The organism is Romboutsia sp. 1001216sp1, assembly GCF_039841805.1.
Classification (GTDB): domain Bacteria; phylum Bacillota; class Clostridia; order Peptostreptococcales; family Peptostreptococcaceae; genus Romboutsia_C; species Romboutsia_C hominis.
This window is the reverse complement of sequence record NZ_JBDPHA010000001.1, coordinates 175,157-200,737: the sequence shown is the minus strand read 5'-3', so window position 1 is coordinate 200,737 and position 25,581 is coordinate 175,157. Positions and strand designations below refer to the sequence as shown.

Here is a 25,581-nt window from a genome sequence, read left to right as displayed (position 1 = left end):
TAATAATTGCTTGAATAAAAAAAGCCAAGTCTTAAGACTTAGCTCTGGATAAACTACAACTATAAAACTATACAAAAAGTAAGTATAGTACATAATCCCTGTCCTTTTGCCTGAGAGATTGAGCAAAATTGCCTTGCCCCTTCGGCGCCTATATAGGTCTCTCCAGAGTTCCCTAAGCTTTACAGTCCTACTTATAAAAGTACCTGAGAGTGCGACTCCTTCGGTGTGTCAAAATGACAGCTCTTCTATAAAGCTTCAATCGGGTATTGATTTGTTATTGCATTTTCTATAATAGTACAAAAAAAAATATCAAATGTCAAATCAAAAAAAATAAAATTAAACACTTTAGCTATATAAACTAGATATTTAAAATCTTAGGATAATTTCTATAATATATATTTTTTGACTTAATCAAACTAGAATAAAAATATGTGTATTGAACAATATAACTAATGAAAATTAATTAAAAGGAGATATAAAATGAAACCAAATCCAGACGATAGAAGAGACAATGTTGAGAAAATACAATGTAATATAAATCATACTCTAAAAAATATTAGATTAGCAAATGAAATGATTGAAAAGGTAGATAATCCTGAAGAAAGAAGAAAATTAGAGGAAAAAAATAAAAGAAGAGAGGAATCTCTTAGTAATATGCGTAGTGAAATAAAAGAAGAAGCTAATGTAAATAAAAATGAGTATAGATAAATAAAATATATAATTTAATCCTAAATATAAAAAAGGTAATAAGTATGTACTAACATAAACTTATTACCTTTTAAAATATTAATCATCTAAGCAAGCCAAACCTCTATCGTATAAGAGTTCATCTAATTTTAGAATATCGATTCCTTTGTTTACACCAAATATAATTACAGCATCTCTTAAATTTTTAGAATATAGCTCACCGCAATCTGCAAGTCTTAAAGCTTTATTAGTTTCTTTAATATCTAGACTTGCTCCGATACAAAGTTTGATAACTTTATCGCGACTAGGTTTTTTACTTCCATTTAAAATTTGATAACCATAAGTTCTATCTATACGAGCATTTTTTATAAGTTCACTTTTAGTAATTTGTTTATGTTTTAAAATATCTTCAAAAAATGTTTTGAACTCTAAGCCTTTATATTTATCATAGATATCTACTAGATACTCATCTAAGCAGCTTTCATCTTTTATATTTTTTAAAACGCTCATTAACTCTATTGTTTCATTATTCAAGCTATTACCTCCAATTTATATAGAAGATTGTTTCATATAAAGTTGTTTTTTTACAACTATAGTATTTTTTCTTTTAAATAAATTATCTAAATAATTATAATAAGTACCAGGTGTTATTATACCATTTATTGCTATTAAATCTAAACCTATAGAACCTACGATAGTATCTGCAAGTCTTACGCAATTTGCTGTTAGAGTAAAGTATGTTTTAAAATACCCAGATTTGAATTTATAAAATTTACAATTAGTATCTAAAAACATTAGATTTGTTTCATCAGTATACTCCTTAAATGGATCTTTCTTTGAATTACATTCCCAGTGAATACAATTGTTTTTAATAGATGATATTTTATCTTTAATAGCATTATGTTGAATTTTATTTAATGCTAAAGTAAACCCTATTAGAGAACGATTGCATTTAGAATTTATAAAATTAATATATTTTTTAGTATCAGCTTCTAATAAAACACCATCGCTAACAAGTGTAAATAATCTATTAGAACTACTATCATAAGTTCCATATGAATAAGTTATTCCATCAAAAGATATATCAACATGACCAAATCCATTAGCACAATCAGGAGCTAGATGAATAAATATATCTATTGTTGAAAAAGAGTTATCTATTAGATTATCATAGTCACTACTTTCAACTAAAACTTTATTATTAGGATTTACCTTGATAAAATTATTAATTTTGTCTAATAGATGTTGAGGTATAAATGCTGCATAAACTATTGGTAGTGTAATCCTAAATCTCCTTTTTAAATTAGATTTAAAGGTATTAATATCTAAAATCTCCCTTAAAAAATCAGAAAAAAGTGTAAGAGATATTAGTATTACATATATACTGCATATTTTATCTACTATAGATATATAATCTAGTGGATAAAATAATAAAACAACACCAAATCCTAATGATATTAAGCTAAAAATAAAGCCCCTTATACATTCTTTTACATTGTTTTTGTATAAAATAATAGCTGCAGTAATTCTACCTACAAAATTTAATAATGCATACAGACCTATTATTCTTATAATAGATACCGTTAAAAAAACAGGATTATATTTAATAAAAAGCCCAAGAGAAATACAAAGAATACCTTCAACTAGTGTACTTATATGGCGCTTTTCTTTGTTAAAAATATAAGTTAGCATAGATAATGCACCTATAACTAATAAAAAAGTTAGTATCATATCAGTTGTTATACGCCCTATAAAATCAGAGCTAAATAACATAATAAGTCCTAGTATAAATAAAATTATAGATTTTGATAATATAGAAAAAGGGGATATAGTTTTTACGTTCATATAAAACCTCCTTATAGATAGTATAATATTATCATTAAATTAGAAGTTTAACAAAATAGTATTTATGTATGATATAATTTTTACTGAAAAATGTAGATAAAGAGGGATTAAATTTGAATTTAGAAGCAGAACTAGAGTTGTCTTTATATGAAGAATTAAAAACAATACATAAAAGTAGTAAAAGTGAAGTAATACTTGTTCATAATAATATAAAAAACAAATTATATATAAAAAGATTATTAAAAGAATGTAATAAAGATGTATACTATGCTTTAAAGAATATAAAAAGTGAAAATATGTCTAAAATATATGAAGTATTTGAAATAGACAATAAGTTGGTAGTAATAGAGGAGTTTGTAAATGGTAAAACTCTTCATGAAAAATTAAAAGAAACAGATCATTTAGAAGAAATAGAAGTTATAAATTATATAATATCTTTATGTGACATATTAAATATATTACATAATCTAAATCCACCAATAATACATAGAGATATTAAGCCATCTAATATAATGATAAGTAATGATAATGTATTAAAGCTTATTGATTTTGATATATCTAGAAATTATAAATATGGAGAAAATATGGATACAATTTTACTAGGAACTAAAGGTTATGCATCTCCTGAACAATTTGGATTTGAACAAAGTGATTGTAGAAGCGATATATACTCATTGGGTATTATGATGAATGTGCTAACTACAGGAAAGCATATAAAAGAAGTTGAAAATAAAGGATTATTGGAAAATGTTATAAAGAAATGTACTAAGATATCTCCAGATGATAGGTATCAAGATGTATCAGCACTAAAGAGTGATTTAATAAAATTAATTTATAAAACACAAGCCAGTAAAGAAAAAAATATAAACAAAATAGGATATAAATTAAAAGAAAAAATTATAAATAAAGATAGTAGTAAACCTATAAATATTAAAACTAAAAAAATTAATAAAAACACTAGGTTAAAATCTAAGTATATACCAGGGTTTAGAAATGGAAATAGGATCAATATGACACTATCTACAGTATTTTATATATTTTTAATAATAGGACTATTTGTTGGAAGTAGCATTGGTGAATTAATACAAAACTTAATAGTAGTAATAATGCTTTTAATGTATTTTTTATTATATACTAATTTTCTAGATATAAAAAACAAGTTACCAATTATAAAAAGTAATAAATTACATATAAAGATACTTGGATATGTACTATATTCTAATATAATATTTTGGAGCCTAGGTATACCATTAACTTATATTGTAGGGTAGTTGTATGCTATGAGCATACCAATAGGCTATAAATAAACTTTATAATAAATAATGAAATAGTTATTATGGAGGTTATTTATGAAAAAAGTTTTACTAGGAGTTATAATAGGATTTGTAGTTATAATAGGAGGTTGCGCTCTAATGCTTGCACAAGGTGCATCTAGTGTTAACCATGCTATAGAAGAAACACAATCACAATCAGAAAAAGAAAATAAGAAAATAGAAGAGATGGCTAAAAATATTACTTGGGAAATAAAAAAAGAAGATTACATGACTAAAATAGTTGGAGTTTTTGAAAATACAAGTAATGAAATGATAGATTATGTTCAGTTTGATTATAAGCTATTAGGAAAAGATGGTACTGTTATAGAAAAATCTTTTACTAATGAAAGTGATATAGCACCAGGAGAAAAAAGAAAAGTTGAAATATTATGTGAAAAAGATGATTTTGATAGCTACGAAATAATTGCTACGAATACTGCATTTTAAGGAAAGTATATCTTAACAATTGTTAAGATATACTTTTTTTAATACTAAATGCTAAACTTGATTAACGGAAGTAGTTGTCGGTGATATGAAACACTTTGCCTATACGTAGTTCAAGTGAAGGAAATTTTTTATTAAAGTATGGCTAAATTATCAACTAATCCATTTTTTATAGTTATGCTTTTATCGGAAATTTTATTTGCAAAATCTAAGTCATGAGTAATTATTAAAATAGTCATACCATTTTCTTTTAACTTATACATGATATTTATTATATCCTCTATAGATTCTAGGTCTAGTGCAGATGTAGGTTCATCAAAGCATAATATCTTTGGGGATATGGCTATTGCACGAGCGATTGCTACTCTTTGTTTTTGTCCACCAGATAGTTCAAAAGGATATGAATTTAGTTTATCTTTTAAGTTAACTAAATCTAAAATACTAGTAGCTTTTTCTAAAGCTTCTTTCTCACTTTGACCTAGTACATTAACTAATGCACAGGTAATGTTTTCAAGTACAGACATATGTGGAAATAAATTAAAATTTTGAAATACCATTCCAATTTGACCTTTTAACTTTAGTATATCCATAGAGCTTTTCATAGTGGTTTTATCTATTACAATACTTCCACTATCAAAATCTTCTAGTCCACATATACATCTAAGTAAAGTTGTTTTACCAGCACCGGATTTTCCAAGTAAAACTCCAATTTCACCTTTATTTATATTAAATGATATATTATTTAATATTTTATTTTTACCAAATGATTTATTTAAATTTTTTATTTCTAACATATAAAAACTCCTATCTATAATATGAATACTTATTTTCTAAAGCTTTAAAGACACTACTTAGTATGAAAATTAATCCTAAATATATAAGACCAACCTTAAGTAGGGGAATTAAACTTAAAGTTCTATTAGAAGCTATCTGAGCAAGTCTTAGTATATCGTTAAGTCCTAATATATAAACTAAAGATGTATCTTTTATTAATGTTATAACTTCATTAGACATTGGAGCTAAAATACTTTTTACTACTTGGGGTACTATTATTTTTTTATAAGTTGTTAATCTGTCAAATCCAAGTACTAAAGAGGCTTCATATTGACCTTTATCTATTGACTCTATGCCTCCTCTAAATATTTCTGCAAAATATGCACTATAGTTTAGAGAAAAGGCAAGTATTGCTACTGTAAATCTATCAAATACAATTCCTAAAAGAGGAAGTCCGTAGAATATAAATATTAGTTGTAATAAAAGTGGAGTACCTCTAAAGATTAATATATAAAATTTTGAAATACCATTTAAAATATTGTTTTTAGATAATCTTAATGTGCAAATAATTATACCTAGAGGTATTGATATTATAAGTGTTAGCATAAATACAATAAACACTATTTTTAATCCTTGTAACATATTAAATCCTCCTAAATCTAGTTAAACCATTTTTTATAAATTTTATCGAAAGTTTTATCTTCTTTAACTTCAGTTAAAGCTTTATTTACTTTATTGGAAAGTGAAGTATTTCCTTTTTTAAATCCGATGACAAAGCTTTCCTCCCCAAAGTTATCCTTTAAGATTACAAAATTTTGTTTATTTGAATTGCTTATATAATACTTTGCTAATACTTCATCAGCTACAACTGCATCAACTCTACCAAACTCTAAGTCTCTAAATGCATTGTCAAAGCTATCATAAAGTATAGGTGTTTTATCCTGTAAGTTATTAACTAGATTAGTATCTTTTTCTATAACATCAAAGCCAGCACTACCTTGTTGAGTTCCTAGTAACTTTCCTTTTAAATCAGATTTATTTTTTATAGAAGAATTATATAAAGTAACTATAACTTGTTTGTTAGTTAGATAAGAATTAGAGTACTCTACTTTTTTCTTTCTTTCTTCTGTTAGCGTATAACCATTCCATAAAGCATCTATATTACCAGAGTCTAGCTCTGTATCTTTCATGCTCCAATCTATATTTTGAAATTTTACATTCATATTAAGCCTAGAGAAAACTTCTTTAGCAAGGTCTATATCAAATCCTACAACTTCATTATTTTCATCTAAAAAACCCATAGGTACAAAGGTATTGTCATACCCTATAACTACTGTATTATCTTGATTATTATTTTTATAATTAGTAAATTTTTTCTCACAACCTCCAATTAATATTAGAGGGATTATAATTAATATCATTAAACTAAATTTTTTTAATATATTTTTCATATAATATCTCCTTATAGTAAATTTAATTTTTTAAGTGTATTTCTTTGCGCGCATAAGGAAATAAACTAAAAAAACTCCCGCCTCTAGCTATTGCTAGAGGACGGGAGTTAACTCACGTGGTTCCACCTCTATTTATTAATGCCTCACGACACTAACCTCTTTGAGTACGACAAAAAATTGTTTATACTCTAGCACTATAACGGGTGCAGGGAATCCGGAAACAGCCTACTAAGATATCTTTTCGGTGCTCTGCTTAAAGATGTGTTCAAAGTAAAATCAATTGCACCTCTCACCAACCGGTAACTCTCTGTTAAAGATACTTACTTTTACTATTTCTTATCATTGCATTTAGTTATGTAATTAACTTTATTGTTTTAAATAATAAATCTATTTTTTATTTATGTCAATATTTTTTTTTAATACTAAAAATTAATATATTAGTTTTTATTAATAGATTCAATTTCTTTATTTAAGAAATAAGAGATAATTGTCCTTATTATAACTATGGCAGCAAGGCCTAATATATGATTAAGGCTAGGGTCTAATATTGATTCTATAATATCTGCACCTATTAGAATTTCTAAGCCAAATAGTATGTATGTGCCCAAAAAGTTTTTGATGGTAGTAACATTTTCAACAGCAGTCTTTCTAGTCTTAGATACAATTTCTGATTTTAACCATAAAGCAAATTGAATTGCTATACCCCATATTATTACTATTGTAGATAAACCTTGTAAAATAATTATTAATTTTTCTAAAATATTTTTAAAATCCAAATTAACCATATCCTTTAAATAAATTATATAAATATAGGTTGTGTAAAATATAAAAACTTATTACTAATTAGATATGACAAAATATTAAAAAAAACTACTGAATATAACATAAATTTAAAAGTAAAGTATTTTAATTTATTATTAAGTATGCTATAACTATTTTAGAAAAAAAATATACGGAGGAAGTTATGGGAAGACAAACTGACAAAAAGAAGTTTAACCTGCCTACTGCATATACTATATTGTTTTCTATAATTATAGTAATAGGTATAATTACACAGTTTATACCACAGGTTAATAAAGCAGGGATATCAGACGTTGTAATGTCTCCTATAAAAGGATTAAAAGATGCTATAGATGTATCTTTATATGTGCTTTTAATGGGTGGATTTTTAGGTGTTGTAGCAAAAACAGGGGCACTTGATGCAGGAATAGGTTCAATAGTAAAAAAGCTAAATGGGAAAGAATTTATATTAATACCAATACTAATGTTTACATTTTCATTAGGTGGAACTTGCTTTGGTATGTCAGAAGAAACATTAGCCTTTTATGCATTAATAACAGCTACTATGTTAGCTGCTGGATTTGATTCTTTAACAGCAGTTGCTACTATATTATTTGGTGCTGGATGTGGAGTTTTAGGTTCAACTGTAAACCCATTTGTGGTTTCAATAAGTATAGATTCTCTTAAAGGTGTTGGAGTTGAAGTTAATCAAGCGGTAGTTATGGGAATTGGAGCAGCACTTTGGTTGTCATCACTATTAATATCTATATACTTTGTTATGAAGCATGCTAAAAAGGTTAAAGAAAATCCTAATGCAACTTTATTATCAAAAGAAGAAGTAGAATCAGCTAAAAGTGCATTTATAAATTCAAAAAAAGAGACTTTAGAATTTACAACTAAGAGAAAAATAGTATTAGCTTTATTTGGATTATCATTTGTAGTTATGATATGTGGAGTTATTCCTTGGGAAAAGTTTGGAATAACTATATTTAAGCATACTGACTTTTTAACAGGTAATGCACTTGGAAACTGGTGGTTTTCAGAACTTGCTACATGGTATACATTAATGGCTATTGTAATTGGTGTAGTATATGGATTAAAAGAAAAAGAAATAGTTTCAGCTATAATAGACGGAGCATCTGAGATGGTAGGAGTTGCGCTTATAATAGGTATATCAAGAGGAGTATCTGTTATAATGAGTAGTACAGGACTTGATGTTTATGTTCTTAATAATGCATCACATGCATTAAGTGGAATGTCACCTATATTATTTATAAACATAGCATTTTTAATATATATAGGTTTATCATTTTTAATACCTTCTACATCAGGCTTAGCTAGTGTATCAATGCCTATATTTGGACCATTAGCAAAAAGTTTAGGATTTCCATCAGAATTAATTATATCAACTCTTGGTGCTGGATGCGGACTTGTAAATCTTATAACACCAACATCTGGAGTTATAATGGGGGGACTTGCTATAGCAAAGGTTGAATATAGTACATGGGTTAAGTTTGCAAGTAAGATAATCATTTGTATATATATATCATCAGCTATTATATTATCAATAGGGATGATGTTATTATAATTAAAAATATTTAATAAATATGAGATAGTGATAGTAGTGTTTTAAATTATACTATAACTATCTCATATTTTACTTTATACCTAATTTATACTAAAAAGCATATTAATAGAATTTGAAGGAGACTTATCTTTTATAAAAGATTTAAATATTACATTTCCATCTTTGAGGTTATACTTTTCTAAATTGAATTTATTTTCAAAAACAAATTCTAAATCTACATAACTATTTGGAGTAATATTATTTATATCTTTAGATTTTATAGTATAGCTATATTGTTTTTCGTATTTATCGCTTAATATTAAGCTAATATCTGGATCTATAAATTCATCGTTCGATTCATTTTTTAATCTTATATTTATTTTTGTGCAATTATTATCATTTATATAACCTAAAAATTCAAATTTCAAATTAGGGTCTATATTATTATCAAAAGAATTAAAACCTATTAAATACATACTTAATGAAAATAATAAAAAAGCCATAAATAACTTTCTCATAATATAAAAACCTCCAAATTAAAAGATTATATAAGTATTCTTTATAATATATAGAGTTTCCTCTATATAATTAGTTATTAAGTACAAAAAAATATAAGTATTTATAAAAGTTAACTCACATTTTGTAGAAGACTGCATATATATATTATTAAGAAGATGATATTTAATATATCATGTCTAATAAAAAAAAAGGGTGGATATTATGGTATGCAAAAAAGGAAATTATAAAAAGCATAATTGTGGATGTCATAAAAATTTTTGTTGTAAAGGCATAAATATAAATAAAAAAGAGTGTGAAAAAAATCATAAATGTAAATGTGATCATGATATTGATTGCTCAGAATGTAGAAGACTTAAATGTTTAGCTCAAAGAAAATGTGATGAAGCGAATGAAAGAATAAATAGAGCAAATCAAGCTGCACAACAAGCACAACAATCAGAAAGAAGAGCAGAGGAATTAAAAAGACAAGCTATGGAAGAATGTGAAAGAGCTCGTAGATTATGGAATGATTGTAGAAGAATATCAAATGAGGGTGAAGAGTTAATGTGTGAAGCTCGAAGACTTATGAAACAAAGTGATGAATGTCATAAAAATTGTCATGAAGAGAATGATGGATGTAGCTCAAATGGTCATAACTGTGAATGTAACTCGAATAATCATAGCTGTGGGTGTAATTCAAATGATCATAACTGCGGGTGTAACTTAAATTGTAAATGTGTATGTAATTGTAGATAATAAAAATCCCTAGAATAACTAGGGATTTTTATTAATTTTCAAATGGTGAATTAGAATATAATATAAAATATCCTTGTGGATATGAACAAACTGGGCAAGCCATTGGAGCTTTAGTACCTGTATGAACATGACCACAGTTTAAGCAAATCCACTTTTCTTCAGTATCTTTTTTAAATAGAGTATTGTTTTCAAGGTCACTAGCAAATCTTCCAAATCTATCTCCATGAATTTTTTCTATTTCAGATATTTTCTCAAAACTATTAGCTACCTCTAAGAAACCTTCTTCACGAGCTGTTTTAGCAAATTCTTTGTAAACTTTATCCCATTCTTCGTATTCATTATGTTGAGAATCTTTTAATGTTTTAATTAAATCGTCATATACTTCAACAGGATATCCAGCATCTATAGTTATAGAAGAGCCAGAAAGTTCTTTTAGATGATTATAAAAAACCCAAGCATGAGCTTTTTCTTGTTCTGCTGTATAATTAAATACTTTTTGAACTACATATAAATTTTGCTTTTTAGCTAAACTTTCTCCAAATGTATATCTGTTTCTAGCTTGACTTTCTCCAGCGAAAGCCCTCATTAAATTTTCTTTTGTTCTACTATCTTTTAATAAACTCATATTATACTCCTTTAATAAAATATTGCTATTAGGATTATTTACCAAAATAAATAAAATATACATTTATAGTAACTTAATAACTTTTAATTAATAAAGATTGATATTTTTAATAAAAATTAAGTAAATTAAAGCATTTGTTAAATTATTTATTAAAGTTTTATATAAAATTTTTCGTGGTATAATTACTATATATACAAACATAAAGAGGTGAAATCATGTCAAGTATAAAATATGATATAGTAAAAGAGGTAGGAATAATATCAACTACAACTTCAGGGTGGAAAAAAGAATTAAATATTATAAGTTGGAACAATAGGGAACCTAAGTATGATTTAAGAGATTGGTCAGCAGAACATGAAAAAATGGGAAAAGGAATAACTTTAACAGCAGAGGAATTAAAATCTCTTAAAGAATTACTAAATAATATGGATATATAGAAATTTTAGTTTATATATTTTTTATATTGAAGTAAAAACTTAGATAGCTTAGCATATTTATATGTTTTTATTTTATGATGGATTTAAGATAGAATTTTATACACAAAAAATATCTCCAAAAGCAAACTAGCTTTTGGAGATATTTTTATCATGTTTTTTGTTACAAGTTATCCTGTTTTTGCAGTTATGATTTTTTTTACACATGCAATTAAAATTACTTTTTATTTCATAAAAAGTAGAAAATTTTCTAGGGTAATAGTTTAGAGAACTAAATGATGAAATATCACACTTAGAGTAATCATCGAAGTAATTTTGGTTACAACAAGAATCACAGTTGTTAGATTCAAGTGATACTACCTTTTCTGAATCATAAGTAGCTTTGTTTACTAATAATTTGAAACTAGAATATTTATCTTCATAGTCAGATAAATCAAATTGATAAAATCCTTCACAATCGCTTATAGTATGAGCTATTCCTTTATAGTAAATTTGATCGTCATAACATTCAACTCCTAACAATTTTACTAAGGCATTTTCTACTGGCTCTCCTTTATGATTTACTATTTGCCCCCAAAGTCTAACTGATTTGTACTCAGGCATAACAATGTCTGATCTTATTTCAGGCTCACAGTAGTCAACATCAATATCTAAAGAATTAGCTCCAACTATACTATATTTTGATAAGCAGCTGCAATTATATTCATTGTCTTGGTAGTATGATATACCAAACACCTCCTTTGAAATTTAGTAATTTTTAGCGTCTAATATAGCATATGAACAAAGCATTAAATGTGATTTTTATTATTTAATAATTTTAATGTTTAAAGTTATACATGATGTTTTATATAATAAAATTTGAGAATATATAATAACTTTATTAAAAGTACTTAAAAATGTATGAGTATAATTAATTATAAAAAATTTAAAAATGAAAGGGCTTTGTTATGTCTATTAGATTAGTGAATGTAGGGAAAATTTATAAAAGTGGAGAAGTTGAAACAGTAGCATTAAAAGATATAAATATAGAAATTAAGGATGGTGAATTTATAGTTATATTAGGTCCAAGTGGTAGTGGAAAAAGTACAATGTTAAATGTTATAAGTGGATTAGATAAACCAAGTAGTGGAGAAATTTATTATAATGATGAAAAAATAAGTGATTACAATGAAGATAAGCTTACAAAATTTAGAAGAAATAATTTAGGGTTTATATTTCAACAGTATAATCTACTTCAAAATCTTACAGTAAAAGAAAATATTGAAATAGGTTCAAGTATAGGAAAAAATCCATTAAATATTGATGAAGTGTTAGATGCAGTAAGTATGAAAAATGAAAAAGATAAATATCCATACCAATTAAGTGGTGGGCAACAGCAAAGAGTTTCTATAGCTAGAAGTATAGCTAAAAATCCAAAGATAATGTTTTGTGATGAACCAACTGGTGCATTAGATGAAGAAACCGGAAAGCAAGTATTAGAAATGATACAAAATATGAATGAAAGATTTAAAACAACAACAGTAGTTATAACTCATAATCCAAATATTGCATTTATGGCTGATAGAGTAATAAAAATGAATTCAGGAAAAATAGTCGAAGAAATCTTAAATACCAAAAAAAGAAAGGCAAGTGAAATAAAATGGGGGTAAGAGTTTTATTTAAAAATACTTTAAATACATTTAAGAAAAAGAAATTACAAATTCTTGCCATAGGTATAATAATAGCACTTAGTTCTTTTTTATATACAACCATGTTTTATGCTATTGATAGCTTAAAAACACCTTTGGAAAATTTTATTAATGAAACTAATCAAGAAGATTTTTCTATAAGTATGATAAATGGTTTAACAGAATTTGATATTAATAATTTATCAGATAAAGAAAAAATGAAAGCAAGTAGTATGCTTATATATACATTAAGTGATATAAAAAAGTCAGATATTAATATTTATAATAAGATAATAGAAAATAGAATAAATGCATTTGAAAAAGATTATAAAGGTTTTAAATTAGAAAATAGATCTTACAAAGAAGTAAACTTTAAAAATAATGGTAAAAGTAATAAGATAACATTATTTAAAGATAGTAAAAATATAAACCTATCATATATAGAAAAAGGAAATAAGCCTAAATTAGATAATGAAATAGCAGTAACTAATATATATGCTAAGAAAAATAACTTAGATATAGGCGATAGTATTGACATAAACGGAAAGAATTACATTATAACAGGGTTTGTATTGTTTGCAGATAATACACTGCCTATAAGTGGAACAGATTTTAATATAGATAATTCTAAAATGACTTTAGGATTAGTAAATAATACAGAATATGAAAGTATAAAGGGAAAAGAAGATTTTTATTTATCTGGAGTTTCTAATAATGAAGAAAGCTTAAAAAACTTCAATGAAGATATTATTAAAACATATAAGGATAAAAATGATTTAAAGTATATAACTAGTATAGTACTTACAAAAAATCAAATGAAAAGTGGAGCAATATATGAAGAAATAAAGGGCGGTCAAGCTATGACTATAGGTATAAGTGTAAGTATTAGTACAATAGCTGTTTTAATAGTACTTATGATAACTTATAGAATAGTTAAAAATGAAAAAACTCAAATAGGAGTTTTAAAAGCACTAGGATATTCAAAATATGAAATACTTAAACCATATATAATGATACTAACAATAATATCTTTACCACTTTTACTTATTGGATATATATTAGGGGTATATACAGCACCATATATGAGTAATTTTTACTTAGAGTTTTATTTAATACCTAGTGGAGAAATAAAAACTAATTTAAGTGTATTATTAGTAGCAATAGTAGTACCATTAGTAGTTATAATAGGACTTTCAACTATACTTATAAATAAGATGCTTTCTAAAAAGGCAATAAACCTTATAAAATCAAGTGATAATGAAAAGGTAGGAAAACTTAATAAATTAGTTAGTAAATTATTAAAAAATGCTAAACCTCAAACAAAATTTAAATACTCATTTATACTTGCAAATACTAATAAATTTATAGTATTTTTCTTAGGAATAGTATTTTCATCAATGCTTATAATAATGAGTCTTATGATGTCTGATTTCTTTGATAAAATGAGTGTAGATTATTATAAATCAGTAGGATATATATATGAGGGAATTGTCGATATGTCTAAAGAATATCCAAAGCTTAACAATGATGATGAGAAATTTATAAGTTTACCTAATGGAATATACAAAGAAGACAATATAAACATTACTGGAATAGACAGTGATAATAAATTACATAAAATATATGATAAAAAAGAAAATGATATAACTAAAAAATTAAAAGATGGTATTGTGGTAAATAATAGTTTTTATTTAACTTATGGAGTAAAAAATGGTGAATCTATAAATATAACTATAAATGATAAAGTATATAAAGAAAAGATAGTAGGGATATCTAGGGATTATGGTGAGCCTAAAGTATATATGGATAGAAATAATCTAAGTAATATAATAACTAAAGATGAAGCATTTAAAAATATAGATAAAGATGATTTTTATACTGGTGTATATTCAAAAGATAAATTGGATAAAGGTGATTATTTATCAGTTATAAATAAAAATGATATATTAGAACAAACAAAATCAATGCAAGGATTTGTAAAAGTAGCTATATATTCAATGATAATTACTGCAGTATTTATAGCTGTTATAGTTTTATATGTGCTTACAACTATGACTGTAGAAGATAATTATTATTCAATATCTTTACTTAAAGTAATGGGATATTCTAAAAAAGAAGTTAATTCTATGATGTTAAGTAGTTACCTAGTTTATTCTATAATTTCATATATTGTAAGTATACCAATAACTGTACTTGGGTTAGGATTTGGCATTAGATACCTAGCTAGTGAGTTTGGAATGGTTATGCCATTTGAATTTGAAATATGGCAAGGTATAGTTGGCTTAATTATAATATTATTTATATTTATGCTAGGAACATATGCAGCTAAGAAAAAAATAGAAAAAATATCATTACAGGAAGTTTTAAAATCTTGTAGTGAGTAATAAATTACACAAATTCCATATAACAATATACTGTTTGTATAAGTATTATACAATCATTTTTGTGGTATAATCATTGTATAATAAAGGTAAAGATGTGAATTATGGCAAGTATAAAATACGATATAGTTAAAGAAATAGGAGTGATATCTAGTACAACTTCAGGATGGAGTAAAGAACTATTAAATAATATAGATATATAAAAACTGTAGTCTAAACTACAGTTTTTATATTAAAGTTTAAATTAAAATAGTTTAGATAAGTTAAAAAGTGATTGTTAATATTAGGAGAAATAGTTATGAAAATGCTTTTGAAATATGCTTTAAAATACAAAGGGCAGTTTTTTACAAGAATAGCTACGATATCTTTAGTAGCATTAGCTAGTATATGTTTTGATTTTATGATGGGATTTATAGTAGATATATTTGCAAGTGGGGATGTAAATAAATTTATACCAATAATAGTGGCAACAATTGGATTAATAATTATAATGTTTATAACAGAGTATTTAGATGGTCTTGTAATGTCTAAATATATAAAAAATACAGTAAATTACTTAAGATGTGATATATTTTCTAAAGTAATAAATAAAGATATAAAAGACTTTTCACTAGATAACAGTGGTAAGTACATATCAGTATTATACAATGATGTAAAAATGATAGAAGATAATTTTTTAAATAATATATTTTTAATAATATCATCATTAATATCTTTTACAATATCATTGGGAGTATTATTTTTTATAAGTCCATCTATAGTTGTATTTATAGCAGTATTTGGAGCACTTGGATTTATAATACCAAATGCTTTATCTAAGAAGTTAGTTATAGAAAAGAATGAATACTCAAAAAATCTAGAAGAAATAACTTCATTAACGAAAGATTTATTTACAGGATTTGAAGTTATAAAAGGCTTTAATATAAGTAATAAGATAAATAAAATATTTAAAGAGAGTTCGATTAAAGTAGAAAGTAGTAAAAGAAGATATGCAATACTTGAAGCAATAATAAAAGGATTTTCTCTATCTTTTAGTGTAACTATATACCTAGGAGTATTAATTTTAGGTGGGTATTTAATGTATAAAAAAAGTATATCAGTAGGTACTGCCATAATAATAATACAATTAAGTACTCATATAGTATCTCCAGTTAAAACAAGTATATCTCTCATAAATCAAATAAAATCAGTATCTCTTATAGCAGATAAAATAGAAGAAATACTTGAAACATCCAATGAAAGTATAGAAGAAGTTAAGCTTAATGAGTTTGAAAATTCTATAGAAGTTAAAAACCTTAATTACTCATATACTAGTGATAGAAAAGCTTTAGATAATATAAATTTAACTTTTGAGAAAAATAAAAAGTATGCAATAGTTGGAGAAAGTGGATGCGGTAAAAGTACTTTAATAAAATTACTTATGAGGTATTATACAGACTATGAAGGAAGTATAAATTTTGATAATAAAGATTTAAAAGAAATATACAGTTTAGATTTATATAAAAATATATCAATGATACAACAAAATGTATTTATGTTTGATGATTCTATAAAGGAAAATATAAAATTATTTGCAAATTATAGCGATGAACAAGTGTTAGAAAGTTGTAAAAGGTCAGGGATATTACCTCTTATAAATAAACTTGAAAATGGAATAGAGTCACATGTTGGAGAAAATGGAAATAAGTTATCAGGTGGAGAAAAACAAAGAATTGCTATAGCCAGAGCCCTTATAAATAATACACAGATACTTATACTAGATGAGTCTACATCTGCATTAGATAATGAAACTGCTTATAACTTAGAAACATCACTGTTAAGTCTTAATGATTTAACGATGATAGTTGTAACTCACAAGCTTATAAAAAATATATTAATAAATTATGATGAGATAATAGTTATGAAAGAAGGAAGGGTTATAGAAAAAGGAAGCTTTAAAGAATTAATCGACCTTAAAGGATATTTTTATAGCTTATATTATATACAAAGTGATGATAACAAAAATAAAATAACATAGACAATTTAAGCAAACAAAATTAACTTAAAAATTTGTAAAAATAGCATATATTATAACCCTCTTAAATATATCAATTATAAGAGTATATTTAAGGGGGTTTTTTATGAGCAAAAAAACATATGAATATAAATGTGTAGTAATAAATGAAAATGCTAAAAAGACAGCTGAAATATTAAATAAATATGGAAGTGATGGATGGAAGTTGGTATCTGTTTGGAACTCTTGGCACTATCTTAGCAAAAAGATAAAAATAGAAGATGAAGATTAAAATAATCTATAAAATATATTAGCCTAATTAAATATGTAAAAATTAATGTATAAGTAAATTAAAAAAATGTACCCTATAGAGTAGTTTTTAAATTATCTACTTACATAGGATACATTTTTATATATTTAAATTTTAAAATTTTTAAATAAAACGATATTCAATCAAACATATTAGATATAGATATTAATTTATTTAAGTTTTTATCTAAAAATTGTTTTATGGCTTTACATTGATAATTAAAAGAAGGTATATTATCAACAAAAGGCTCTAGATTACGCCTACATCCACCACCGCAAAGCTTAAAGTACTTACATTTTTTACAAGTATTATGTATGTATAAAGAACGATTTAAAAATTCTAATGCCTTAGAAGAAGCCATAAGTTCGTCTAAAGAATCTTTATTAATGTTACCTAATTTCCAATAATCAAAGCAGTATAAGTCACAAGGATAAACATCACCATTGGATTCAATAACTATATTAAGACTGCAAAATCCATTCATACCACAGCTAGTTGGATTATATCCTTTAAGAACAGTTATATAATCCATAAAGTTTCTTATTTCTACAAACTTACCGTTTTTAATATCTTTATACCAAAGATTAAATAATTTATCTAAAAATATATAAAAACTAGTAGTGTCTAAGTAATTTTTAAACTCATTTTCTATATATTTATTTTGATTATCTATCTCGAAGTTTTTTATATAGGGTATAAATTGTATATATGGAAAATCATTAGATTTAAAATACTCATAAATCTCATCTATATTTTTAGCGCTTTCTTTAGTTACAACAGATAGTATATTAAAATTAACCTTATATTTTTTTAATATATTAATAGCTGATATAACCTCATCAAAAGTGGAAGAGCCATTTTTATATGTCCTATATAAATCGTGAGTTTCTTTTAAACCATCTAGTGATATTTCAACTAAAAAATCGTTTTCTTTAAAGAAAATCGCAAATTCATCATCTATATCTATACCATTAGTTTGAATAGAATTTACAATATTAATATTATTATTGTTATATTTATTTTGTAATGTTATAAGCTTTTTATAAAAATCAATGCCTACTAAAGTAGGCTCTCCACCTTGAAATATAAAGTTTATATAATCTACATTTTTACTTAAAGCATTTTTAACTATATTTTCTAGTGTAGAAATATCCATAAAATCATTAGTATAAACATCCCTATTTTTTGATATATCTTTATAAAAACAATATTTACAATCTAAATTACAAGCACTAGAACTAGGCTTTATTAAAATTGTTAAATGATTCATAAAATCCCCCTTTAGGTAGATAAAATTGTATATCTGTTATTAATAACTATTATATATTAAAAAAGAATATTTATTAAATATAAAATACATCAATAACCCCTGTTTTTATATTAAACAGGGGTTATTGATGTATTTTATTATAAAATTAACCTTCTTTAATCTCAAGAATTCCCATAGGACAAGCATCAACACAAAGTCCACAAGCTATACATTTAGATGGCACAGGCTTATCATCTACTTTTGCTATTATGCCTTTAGGACAGGCATCAACACAAGTAAGGCAACCATTACATTTTTTCTTATTAATCATATAAACACCTTTAGGATTTTGAGTTATTGCTCCTTGAGGACATTTTTTAGCACATAGACCACATTGATTACATGCCTTAACATCTAAAGAATCATCTTTCTTTAATCCTATTTTTATACATGGAGTGTTTAATCCATAATGCTTATAAAATGCATTTGAGCAAGTCATTTCACAAGCTAAGCAATTTTGACATAGAGATCTGTCTGTAACAACTAATTTTTTCATTCCCTTTTCCCCCTAAAAATTTAGATTGTATTGCTAACTGTATTCAAGTTAAGTGTAGGACAAATATTTATAAAAATCAATTTGAAATTATGACAAATAAAATAATTTATAGAACTTAAAAATTTTATAACAACAATATGAAAAATATATTAAATATGAAGAAGAAAATAACAAATTAATCAAATGAAATTACAAATACATAAATAAAGTAAATTTATATAATATTAGTGTAATCATAAAAGGAAGAAATAATTATGGAAAAAATAAAGAGCAATTTATTAGGTATAGAAATTGATATATTAAATGAACGTAGTGGATTTAATACAGCAAATGCGACTAAGAGAACAAAAAAGAATGACTACAAAGAAAGCAATGTATGATGTGGTAGTAAATAAAATTAAAATGTGTAAAAGTGAGGATAAAGATTATGATAACAGTTATAACATTTAATCCATCAATAGATACACTTTACAAACTAGAATCTTTTGAAATAGGAAAGGTTCAAAGGGCAGGGGATGTTAAAAAAAGTGCAGGTGGAAAAGGTATAAATGTAGCTAGAGTACTAAATCAATTAGGGCATAATCCTATATGTATGGGTTTTGTAGGTGGATACAATGGTCTTTATATAAAGGATGAAATAAAAAAGATTGGTCTTAGAGATGAATTTATAAAAATAGATGGTGAAACTAGAGTTTGTTTAAATATAATAGATAAAAATAAAGTAAGTACAGAAATACTTGAAAGTGGTCCTACAGTAGAAGAAAACGACATGATAAAGTTTGAAAGACATTTAGAAAATATATTAGAAGAAACTAAAATACTAGTAGCTAGTGGAAGCTTACCTAAAGGATTGCCAATTGATTATTATGGATTGTTAGGAGAAATATGTAGGATTAAAAATATAAAATTTATATTAGATACTAGCGGTAAATACCTTGAAAGTGCAATAAATAGTCATATATATATGATAAAACCTAATATAGATGAACTAGAGGCTTTATGTAAGTGTAATATAAATAATAAAGAAGATGCTATAAAAGAAGCTTATAAATTATTAAGATATAATATAGAAAATATATGTATATCTATGGGCAAAGATGGGATGATTCTTGTAAATAAGGATAGTATATATGAAGTAAAAATACCAAGTATAAAAATAGAAAATACAGTTGGTAGTGGAGATTCATCAATAGCAGGATTTGCATATGGATTATTAAATGACTATTCATTAAAAGACTGTCTAAGATTATCTAATGCTTGTGGAATGTCTAATGCTATGAATATTAAAACTGGATTTATAGATGTAAATGAAGTTGAAAAATTATTTAAAGAGATAGAAGTATTAGAGTATAGTAGAATCTAATATAATTAGGTTATGTAAACTAAAAAATAAAATAAGTTAAAAAGCTATAAAATTAGGGAAGATACTAAATTTTATAGCTTTTTTAATTATAAAATAATATAAATACAAAACCTCTGTTTGAATGAATATGCGTTAAAAATGTTGTGTGTTATAATTAAATTAGCAGTCAATATTAAACTAAGGGGGAAGTATGAAAAATAAATTTTTAATTGGTTCATTAAAGTGTATGGTAATTTCGTTTATTATCGGTATGATATTAATATTTTTATCGACATCTATAGGGCTAAAAATGGGATATGATGCAATTCAAGCTAGTGGTGGAGGAATGGAAACATCTCAATATGAAATGATTGTTAAATCTAATATAGATAATTTTAGAACAGGTGGATTTGTTTTTTCTTTTATAGGTGGATTAGGGATGTTGATGAGTGGATATACTTTATATAAAAATATTGAGGAGTAATATTTATCTATTTAAATAAAATTATTATATTGAGAGTAGTAAGATTAAAATTACTGCTCTTTTTATTGTTTATTTGATTTTAAGAATATATAAAGCCTTGTGAAGTAGTCAAAATAATATATAAGTATTTATAAAATCGTGGACACATTTTCATGATTAAAGAAGAAGGAACGAAACGTTCCTCCTAGGATAAAATATATTTATGTATTAATAATAAGTAAATAAGATGTATAATTAAAATAAATCAATTTTATTAAAACAAAGAAGTAAAAAGGGTGAAAAAATGAATTATAAAATACTTACACATGAAGATTATGACGATATAGTAGATATATCAAGAAATATTTGGGAAGGAAATGATTATTTACCTAGTGTATTTCACAAATGGGTAGATGAAAAAGATGGGTGTTTTTTAGGGCTAGTTGTAGATGATAAGGTGGTAGCAGTAGGAAAATATAGTATTCTAATAGATGGACAAGGATGGCTTGAAGGGCTTAGAGTACATGTTGATTATAGAGGGAGACAATATGCACATGCAATTTGCGATATGCTGTTTAATTTAGCAAGAGAAGATTTAAGAAATAATAAGATAACTAATATAGCAATGTGCACTCATAAAGATACTGTAGCTAGCATAAATATGATGAAGGCAAAGAATTTTTATTTAGAAGATAGTTGTATGGTAGTATTTAAAGAAAATGATAATTACAATAAAGATATAAATGATATTAATATTGAAAAATGGGACATATCATATGAAGAATTTAAAAACTTAGATTATTTTAAGAAAAATAAAAATAGAATAACTTATGGATTTACTTATTTTAATTTATGTAAAGAAATATATGATGAGTTAGTTGAAAGTAATTCTTTAGTAATGGTAAATGGTCATAGATGTATAGTTAAAGTAAAAGGAAATCCTTCTATAATATGTATAGATAATACTTTTGAAGGTATTAATGACTGTGTAAATTATTATTTATTAAAAGAAAATTCTAGTGAAGCTGAAATATATATACATAATCCAAGTGATGAATTAATAAGTAAGTTAAAAGAAAACAAATATGGGTCATTAACTAATTTTGAAAATGATTGTTTGTATTATGTTTATAAAGAATAGAATTAAAAGTATATAGATTTATCTATATACTTTATTTATATAAAGGGGAGAAAAATTAATGGATGTAGAACTAAAAAAGATAACACATAAAGATATAGATGATTTTAAATTAATACAAAAATGGAATAATGACAACAGTATAAAGTATTTACTTAGACCTAATTTTAAAGAAGGAGAAATAGAAGATATAACATTAGAGGAATTAATAGAAGGAACTAGAATAAATGAATACAAGCATACATACATGATAGTTGAAAATGATAAAAAGGTTGGATTTGTAACTATTAATACAAATTTTAAAATGTTATTTAATGAAAGTGATGACACTGCTTGGATTAGTATATGTGTAGGGGATAATAAATGTAGGGGGAAAGGTATAGGGCTAAAAGTAATGAAGCTATTAGAAGATAAGGTAATGAAGTTAGGTAAAAATAAAATAGAGTTAGGTGTATTTGAATATAATACTAAAGCTATAAACTTTTATGAAAAAAATGGATATAAAGCAATAGGAAAATCTGAAAATTTTGTGTATTACAATGAAAATTGGTATAGTGATATAAGAATGGAAAAACAGATAAATTTATAATCAAAATTAGTTAGGGAGATATTTGTAATGAAGGAGAAAATAATACATCAAAAAACAGAAAAAGAAAAAATGTTATCAGGAGAACTCTATTGTGCTTTAGATAGTGAATTAGAAAAAGAACATGAGAAAGCTCAAAGCATTCTTAGAGAATTTAACAATTCTTCAGATATAAATAGAAGTGAAATATTAAAATCTCTATTTGGAAAAACAGGTGAAAATTTTTGTGTAAAACCTACTTTCCGTTGTGACTATGGATACAATATTTATGTAGGAGAAAATTTCTTTGCAAATTATGATTGCATTATATTAGATGTTTGTAAAGTAACAATAGGAGATAATTGTATGATGGCTCCAAGAGTATGCATATATACTGCAACTCACCCATTAGATGTAGAATTAAGAATATCTGGCTTAGAATATGGTAAGCCAGTTACTATTGGAAATAATGTTTGGCTTGGTGGAAATTCAGTTATAGCGCCTGGGGTAACAATTGGTGATAATGTAGTGGTTGCAGCAGGAGCTGTAGTTGTAAAAGATGTTTTGGATAATGTAGTAGTAGGTGGAAATCCTGCTAAAATTATAAAATATTTATAGTAAATATCTATTATTAAATATTTTTCAAAAACTATAAAACTTTATTAAAGATAAGTAATACCAAGTAATATCATAGAATTTATTCTGATATTAGTTGGTGTTAATTTATGTACATTTTTAGTTATATATTATTAATTATAACCTTCAAATAAATGCCTTCCAAAAATATCAACTTTTTATTTAAAATATTTTTAACTTCTTTTCTAAGTGACTTATCTGTATAAAAATCAATAATACATTCTTGTGTTTTTTACTTACACTTGCGTATCTATAAATCATTTGGTATAAAGTTCTTTGTGATAAAATCTATAAATTAATAGTTTATGGCACTGTTAAATGTATTGATTTTGCTAGAGTAATTTAGTTAGTGTCAAAATTTTGATTATATAACAAATAAATAATTAAATAAAAAAATATTTAAACATGCAAGTTTTTTAATTTTATTTACGAATTAATTAGTGTAAAAGCTTTTATAGTTAGGAGGAAGTAACTTGCAAGACAAATTAATGATTAAATATATCAAAAAGAAAAATCAAAAAGGAATGGAAATTTTAATAGACCAGTATAATGCTCTTATTACTTCAGTAGTTAGATATCATTTAGGTACACTTATTAATTACGAAGAAGAATGTGTTAGTGATACTTTACTAGCCATTTGGGATAATATAGAAGGATTTGAAAAAGATAAAAACTCTTTCAAAAACTGGATATGTGCAATAGCTAAATATAAAGCAATTGACTGCAAAAGAAAATATCTAAATAAGATAGAGACATCTAGTTTAGATGAACAAACATATTATATAGACAAAAATTTACTAAAGGTAGAAATTCAAGAGGAATTAAATGAGACATTAAACTTCTTATCAGAAGAAGACAAAGAAATATTTAGACGATATTATCTAGATGATGAAAGTGTAGTAGATATAGCAAATGATAAAAAGTTAGCTATTTCAAGTATACATAGTAAATTATCTAGGGGTAAGGCGAAAATAAGAAAAGCTTTATTAAATGACGGAGGAAAATAATATGATAGATAAATATAAAGTATTAAATAATGAAAAAATTCAATTTGATAGATATGATGAAGTAAAAACTGATAACGAAAAAATGAAAAATATAATGAAATCTAAGTTAAAGTCAAGAAAACAAGTAAATAAAAAATTAATAGCAGCAAGTATATCAGCAACACTTATACTAGGCTCTGTGGCTCTAACTAATGAAACTACATGGGCATATATTGATAGATTAGTAAATCATATTGAATCTTTCCTAGATAGAGATTATGGTGAATTTGAGAAGTACAAATTTGAAGGGAATCAATCAATAGAAGATAATGGATTAGTTCTTAATCTAGGAGATGTAATGCTTGATGATAGACAATTAATTATAAGTTTAAGTATGGATTATACTAATTTTGATTTTAAAGAGTATGGCATTAATAAAAAAGATTTTATACCAGATATACCAATAGTAACTATAGGAAATATGTCTTTCCCTGGTCAAGGTGGGGGAATCATGCAAAGAGATTTAAGAGCTGAAAATAAAAAAGAGTTTTTATATACTGTTAATTTAACTAGTATTGACACTGACGGAGATGGACTTGTGGATACTGACTTTGAGATACTTGATAATCTAGAAAAAAATAAAGATTATAATTTAAAAATTAAATTTAAAGATTTTGATATAGGGGAATCAAAGACTGAAAAAGGAAGGTTATTAAGTAAAAGTTTTGGCAATTGGGAGTTTAACACAACTATAAATAGTTCTAATATATCTAGTGATTTAAAAATTGTCGATATTAACAAAGTTATAGATATAGGTAAAGGAGTTAAATTTAAAATTGATCAAGTAAGAATTTCTCCTACTTCAGTGAATATTAAAACACAATTAGAAGGAGATCAGTCCAATGTAACATCCTTAATACATAATGCAGATGTCTCTGTAAAAGATGAAAGTGGAAATAGATTATTTGGTGGGGGAATTGGTAATTCAAATGGAAATGGTATATACCATAATTTTGAACGTAAAGGTAGCGAAAAGAAGATTACCATAATTCCTGTAATCTATTCGGAAAATAATACTAAATATTTTGAAGATGAAAAAATAGAAATAGATATTCCTTAAA

General features: G+C 25.0%; 29 protein-coding genes, 1 riboswitch and 1 other annotated feature. Of the genes, 18 read left to right on the top strand and 11 right to left on the bottom strand.

The features are described 5' to 3' along the window. Positions 1–88: 88 nt before the first annotated feature. A riboswitch (glycine riboswitch) is annotated at positions 89–176 on the bottom strand. 304 nt (positions 177–480) lie between these two features. Further along, on the top strand, positions 481–708 hold the full coding sequence (tlp, locus tag ABHC41_RS01095; RefSeq protein WP_166505089.1) for a small acid-soluble spore protein Tlp: 228 nt from the start codon (positions 481–483) through the stop codon (positions 706–708). A gap of 78 nt (positions 709–786) precedes the next feature. Here the strand turns inward: tlp and ABHC41_RS01090 are convergent, their stop codons facing one another. Further along, on the bottom strand, positions 787–1,221 hold the full coding sequence (locus tag ABHC41_RS01090) for an XRE family transcriptional regulator (protein ID WP_271891988.1): 435 nt from the start codon (positions 1,219–1,221) through the stop codon (positions 787–789). Positions 1,222–1,236: 15 nt separating this feature from the next. Then, entirely contained in the window at positions 1,237–2,532 is a 1,296-nt protein-coding gene (locus ABHC41_RS01085) for a DUF308 domain-containing protein (RefSeq protein WP_271891987.1), read from the bottom strand. A gap of 113 nt (positions 2,533–2,645) precedes the next feature. Here ABHC41_RS01085 and ABHC41_RS01080 point away from each other — a divergent pair, with 113 nt between their 5' ends. Together ABHC41_RS01080 and ABHC41_RS01075 are read left to right on the top strand one after the other, a co-directional pair. Continuing rightward, entirely contained in the window at positions 2,646–3,803 is a 1,158-nt protein-coding gene (locus ABHC41_RS01080) for a serine/threonine-protein kinase (protein WP_271891986.1), read from the top strand. Positions 3,804–3,881: 78 nt separating this feature from the next. Then, positions 3,882–4,292 carry an FxLYD domain-containing protein gene (locus ABHC41_RS01075; RefSeq protein ID WP_166505093.1) on the top strand — a complete coding sequence of 137 codons (411 nt, stop codon included), beginning with the start codon at positions 3,882–3,884 and terminating at the stop codon, positions 4,290–4,292. Positions 4,293–4,423: 131 nt separating this feature from the next. Here the strand turns inward: ABHC41_RS01075 and ABHC41_RS01070 are convergent, their stop codons facing one another. The 4 genes from ABHC41_RS01070 to ABHC41_RS01055 form a co-directional block, all read right to left on the bottom strand. Next, entirely contained in the window at positions 4,424–5,083 is a 660-nt protein-coding gene (locus ABHC41_RS01070) for an amino acid ABC transporter ATP-binding protein (protein ID WP_271891985.1), read from the bottom strand. Between the two features lie 10 nt (positions 5,084–5,093). Further along, on the bottom strand, positions 5,094–5,705 hold the full coding sequence (locus ABHC41_RS01065; protein WP_092926606.1) for an amino acid ABC transporter permease: 612 nt from the start codon (positions 5,703–5,705) through the stop codon (positions 5,094–5,096). A gap of 17 nt (positions 5,706–5,722) precedes the next feature. Beyond that, the gene (locus ABHC41_RS01060; RefSeq protein WP_271891984.1) at positions 5,723–6,514 is read right to left on the bottom strand and encodes an amino acid ABC transporter substrate-binding protein; all 792 of its coding nucleotides are present in this window, start codon (positions 6,512–6,514) and stop codon (positions 5,723–5,725) included. A gap of 93 nt (positions 6,515–6,607) precedes the next feature. Beyond that, positions 6,608–6,866 (bottom strand) — a binding site (T-box leader). Between the two features lie 85 nt (positions 6,867–6,951). Next, positions 6,952–7,290, bottom strand: a complete 339-nt coding sequence (locus ABHC41_RS01055) for a DUF1622 domain-containing protein (RefSeq protein WP_242871339.1) — start codon at positions 7,288–7,290, stop codon at positions 6,952–6,954. 188 nt (positions 7,291–7,478) lie between these two features. Between ABHC41_RS01055 and ABHC41_RS01050 the strand changes: the two genes are divergently transcribed. Further along, positions 7,479–8,882 (top strand): YfcC family protein, encoded by a 1,404-nt coding sequence (locus ABHC41_RS01050; RefSeq protein WP_092926600.1) that lies wholly within the window; start codon positions 7,479–7,481, stop codon positions 8,880–8,882. Between the two features lie 80 nt (positions 8,883–8,962). Here the strand turns inward: ABHC41_RS01050 and ABHC41_RS01045 are convergent, their stop codons facing one another. Next, the gene (locus ABHC41_RS01045; protein WP_166505098.1) at positions 8,963–9,379 is read right to left on the bottom strand and encodes a hypothetical protein; all 417 of its coding nucleotides are present in this window, start codon (positions 9,377–9,379) and stop codon (positions 8,963–8,965) included. A gap of 202 nt (positions 9,380–9,581) precedes the next feature. Between ABHC41_RS01045 and ABHC41_RS01040 the strand changes: the two genes are divergently transcribed. Beyond that, on the top strand, positions 9,582–10,115 hold the full coding sequence (locus tag ABHC41_RS01040) for a solute carrier organic anion transporter (RefSeq protein ID WP_166505099.1): 534 nt from the start codon (positions 9,582–9,584) through the stop codon (positions 10,113–10,115). Between the two features lie 31 nt (positions 10,116–10,146). Here ABHC41_RS01040 and rbr read toward each other — a convergent pair whose 3' ends face one another. Beyond that, positions 10,147–10,740: a rubrerythrin gene (gene rbr, locus ABHC41_RS01035; protein WP_092926594.1), complete on the bottom strand. Its 594-nt coding sequence runs from the start codon at positions 10,738–10,740 to the stop codon at positions 10,147–10,149. A gap of 215 nt (positions 10,741–10,955) precedes the next feature. Here rbr and ABHC41_RS01030 point away from each other — a divergent pair, with 215 nt between their 5' ends. Beyond that, positions 10,956–11,177, top strand: coding sequence for a PC4/YdbC family ssDNA-binding protein (locus ABHC41_RS01030; RefSeq protein WP_271891983.1), 222 nt, complete (start codon positions 10,956–10,958; stop codon positions 11,175–11,177). 126 nt (positions 11,178–11,303) lie between these two features. On the opposite strand, the gene ABHC41_RS01025 is transcribed toward ABHC41_RS01030, so the two are convergent. After that, positions 11,304–11,909 (bottom strand): hypothetical protein, encoded by a 606-nt coding sequence (locus ABHC41_RS01025; protein ID WP_271891982.1) that lies wholly within the window; start codon positions 11,907–11,909, stop codon positions 11,304–11,306. 212 nt (positions 11,910–12,121) lie between these two features. Between ABHC41_RS01025 and ABHC41_RS01020 the strand changes: the two genes are divergently transcribed. From ABHC41_RS01020 to ABHC41_RS01005, 4 genes are all read left to right on the top strand, one after another. Then, positions 12,122–12,823 carry an ABC transporter ATP-binding protein gene (locus tag ABHC41_RS01020; protein ID WP_271891981.1) on the top strand — a complete coding sequence of 234 codons (702 nt, stop codon included), beginning with the start codon at positions 12,122–12,124 and terminating at the stop codon, positions 12,821–12,823. Further along, positions 12,814–15,225: an ABC transporter permease gene (locus ABHC41_RS01015; protein ID WP_271891980.1), complete on the top strand. Its 2,412-nt coding sequence runs from the start codon at positions 12,814–12,816 to the stop codon at positions 15,223–15,225. The genes ABHC41_RS01020 and ABHC41_RS01015 overlap by 10 nt, the downstream gene beginning before the upstream one ends. A gap of 295 nt (positions 15,226–15,520) precedes the next feature. Next, positions 15,521–17,239, top strand: a complete 1,719-nt coding sequence (locus ABHC41_RS01010; RefSeq protein WP_092926584.1) for an ABC transporter ATP-binding protein — start codon at positions 15,521–15,523, stop codon at positions 17,237–17,239. A 103-nt stretch (positions 17,240–17,342) separates the two neighbouring features. Next, the gene (locus tag ABHC41_RS01005) at positions 17,343–17,507 is read left to right on the top strand and encodes a DUF4177 domain-containing protein (RefSeq protein ID WP_141664391.1); all 165 of its coding nucleotides are present in this window, start codon (positions 17,343–17,345) and stop codon (positions 17,505–17,507) included. Positions 17,508–17,664: 157 nt separating this feature from the next. Here ABHC41_RS01005 and ABHC41_RS01000 read toward each other — a convergent pair whose 3' ends face one another. Beyond that, entirely contained in the window at positions 17,665–18,795 is a 1,131-nt protein-coding gene (locus ABHC41_RS01000; RefSeq protein WP_271891977.1) for an anaerobic sulfatase maturase, read from the bottom strand. 145 nt (positions 18,796–18,940) lie between these two features. After that, positions 18,941–19,330 (bottom strand): 4Fe-4S binding protein, encoded by a 390-nt coding sequence (locus ABHC41_RS00995; protein WP_092926580.1) that lies wholly within the window; start codon positions 19,328–19,330, stop codon positions 18,941–18,943. 254 nt (positions 19,331–19,584) lie between these two features. On the opposite strand from ABHC41_RS00995, the gene ABHC41_RS00990 reads away from it, so the two are divergent. The 8 genes from ABHC41_RS00990 to ABHC41_RS00955 all read left to right on the top strand — a co-directional run bounded on the left by ABHC41_RS00990 (position 19,585) and on the right by ABHC41_RS00955 (position 25,580). Then, positions 19,585–19,710: a hypothetical protein gene (locus tag ABHC41_RS00990; RefSeq protein WP_271891976.1), complete on the top strand. Its 126-nt coding sequence runs from the start codon at positions 19,585–19,587 to the stop codon at positions 19,708–19,710. A 47-nt stretch (positions 19,711–19,757) separates the two neighbouring features. Further along, the gene (gene pfkB, locus ABHC41_RS00985) at positions 19,758–20,693 is read left to right on the top strand and encodes a 1-phosphofructokinase (protein WP_271891974.1); all 936 of its coding nucleotides are present in this window, start codon (positions 19,758–19,760) and stop codon (positions 20,691–20,693) included. A gap of 190 nt (positions 20,694–20,883) precedes the next feature. Further along, positions 20,884–21,156 carry a hypothetical protein gene (locus tag ABHC41_RS00980; protein ID WP_092926576.1) on the top strand — a complete coding sequence of 91 codons (273 nt, stop codon included), beginning with the start codon at positions 20,884–20,886 and terminating at the stop codon, positions 21,154–21,156. A 283-nt stretch (positions 21,157–21,439) separates the two neighbouring features. After that, the gene (locus tag ABHC41_RS00975) at positions 21,440–22,276 is read left to right on the top strand and encodes a GNAT family N-acetyltransferase (protein WP_271891973.1); all 837 of its coding nucleotides are present in this window, start codon (positions 21,440–21,442) and stop codon (positions 22,274–22,276) included. Between the two features lie 58 nt (positions 22,277–22,334). Next, positions 22,335–22,862: a GNAT family N-acetyltransferase gene (locus ABHC41_RS00970; protein WP_271891972.1), complete on the top strand. Its 528-nt coding sequence runs from the start codon at positions 22,335–22,337 to the stop codon at positions 22,860–22,862. 27 nt (positions 22,863–22,889) lie between these two features. Continuing rightward, positions 22,890–23,456, top strand: a complete 567-nt coding sequence (locus ABHC41_RS00965) for a maltose acetyltransferase domain-containing protein (RefSeq protein ID WP_330677980.1) — start codon at positions 22,890–22,892, stop codon at positions 23,454–23,456. 491 nt (positions 23,457–23,947) lie between these two features. Next, positions 23,948–24,481 carry a sigma-70 family RNA polymerase sigma factor gene (locus ABHC41_RS00960; RefSeq protein WP_195580952.1) on the top strand — a complete coding sequence of 178 codons (534 nt, stop codon included), beginning with the start codon at positions 23,948–23,950 and terminating at the stop codon, positions 24,479–24,481. 1 nt (position 24,482) lies between these two features. Then, positions 24,483–25,580 (top strand): DUF4179 domain-containing protein, encoded by a 1,098-nt coding sequence (locus tag ABHC41_RS00955; RefSeq protein WP_195580953.1) that lies wholly within the window; start codon positions 24,483–24,485, stop codon positions 25,578–25,580. Position 25,581: the final 1 nt, after the last annotated feature.

Bases quoted from the DNA above. Each gene is read 5' to 3' on its own strand.
- tlp (WP_166505089.1), top strand. From the start codon at position 481: ATGAAACCAAATCCAGACGATAGAAGAGACAATGTTGAGAAAATACAA.
- ABHC41_RS01085 (WP_271891987.1), bottom strand. From the start codon at position 2,532: ATGAACGTAAAAACTATATCCCCTTTTTCTATATTATCAAAATCTATA.
- ABHC41_RS01075 (WP_166505093.1), top strand. From the start codon at position 3,882: ATGAAAAAAGTTTTACTAGGAGTTATAATAGGATTTGTAGTTATAATA.
- ABHC41_RS01070 (WP_271891985.1), bottom strand. From the start codon at position 5,083: ATGTTAGAAATAAAAAATTTAAATAAATCATTTGGTAAAAATAAAATA.
- ABHC41_RS01065 (WP_092926606.1), bottom strand. From the start codon at position 5,705: ATGTTACAAGGATTAAAAATAGTGTTTATTGTATTTATGCTAACACTT.
- ABHC41_RS01060 (WP_271891984.1), bottom strand. From the start codon at position 6,514: ATGAAAAATATATTAAAAAAATTTAGTTTAATGATATTAATTATAATC.
- ABHC41_RS01050 (WP_092926600.1), top strand. From the start codon at position 7,479: ATGGGAAGACAAACTGACAAAAAGAAGTTTAACCTGCCTACTGCATAT.
- ABHC41_RS01045 (WP_166505098.1), bottom strand. From the start codon at position 9,379: ATGAGAAAGTTATTTATGGCTTTTTTATTATTTTCATTAAGTATGTAT.
- ABHC41_RS01040 (WP_166505099.1), top strand. From the start codon at position 9,582: ATGGTATGCAAAAAAGGAAATTATAAAAAGCATAATTGTGGATGTCAT.
- rbr (WP_092926594.1), bottom strand. From the start codon at position 10,740: ATGAGTTTATTAAAAGATAGTAGAACAAAAGAAAATTTAATGAGGGCT.
- ABHC41_RS01030 (WP_271891983.1), top strand. From the start codon at position 10,956: ATGTCAAGTATAAAATATGATATAGTAAAAGAGGTAGGAATAATATCA.
- ABHC41_RS01020 (WP_271891981.1), top strand. From the start codon at position 12,122: ATGTCTATTAGATTAGTGAATGTAGGGAAAATTTATAAAAGTGGAGAA.
- ABHC41_RS01015 (WP_271891980.1), top strand. From the start codon at position 12,814: ATGGGGGTAAGAGTTTTATTTAAAAATACTTTAAATACATTTAAGAAA.
- ABHC41_RS01010 (WP_092926584.1), top strand. From the start codon at position 15,521: ATGAAAATGCTTTTGAAATATGCTTTAAAATACAAAGGGCAGTTTTTT.
- ABHC41_RS01005 (WP_141664391.1), top strand. From the start codon at position 17,343: ATGAGCAAAAAAACATATGAATATAAATGTGTAGTAATAAATGAAAAT.
- ABHC41_RS01000 (WP_271891977.1), bottom strand. From the start codon at position 18,795: ATGAATCATTTAACAATTTTAATAAAGCCTAGTTCTAGTGCTTGTAAT.
- ABHC41_RS00995 (WP_092926580.1), bottom strand. From the start codon at position 19,330: ATGAAAAAATTAGTTGTTACAGACAGATCTCTATGTCAAAATTGCTTA.
- ABHC41_RS00990 (WP_271891976.1), top strand. From the start codon at position 19,585: ATGGAAAAAATAAAGAGCAATTTATTAGGTATAGAAATTGATATATTA.
- pfkB (WP_271891974.1), top strand. From the start codon at position 19,758: ATGATAACAGTTATAACATTTAATCCATCAATAGATACACTTTACAAA.
- ABHC41_RS00980 (WP_092926576.1), top strand. From the start codon at position 20,884: ATGAAAAATAAATTTTTAATTGGTTCATTAAAGTGTATGGTAATTTCG.
- ABHC41_RS00975 (WP_271891973.1), top strand. From the start codon at position 21,440: ATGAATTATAAAATACTTACACATGAAGATTATGACGATATAGTAGAT.
- ABHC41_RS00970 (WP_271891972.1), top strand. From the start codon at position 22,335: ATGGATGTAGAACTAAAAAAGATAACACATAAAGATATAGATGATTTT.
- ABHC41_RS00965 (WP_330677980.1), top strand. From the start codon at position 22,890: ATGAAGGAGAAAATAATACATCAAAAAACAGAAAAAGAAAAAATGTTA.
- ABHC41_RS00955 (WP_195580953.1), top strand. From the start codon at position 24,483: ATGATAGATAAATATAAAGTATTAAATAATGAAAAAATTCAATTTGAT.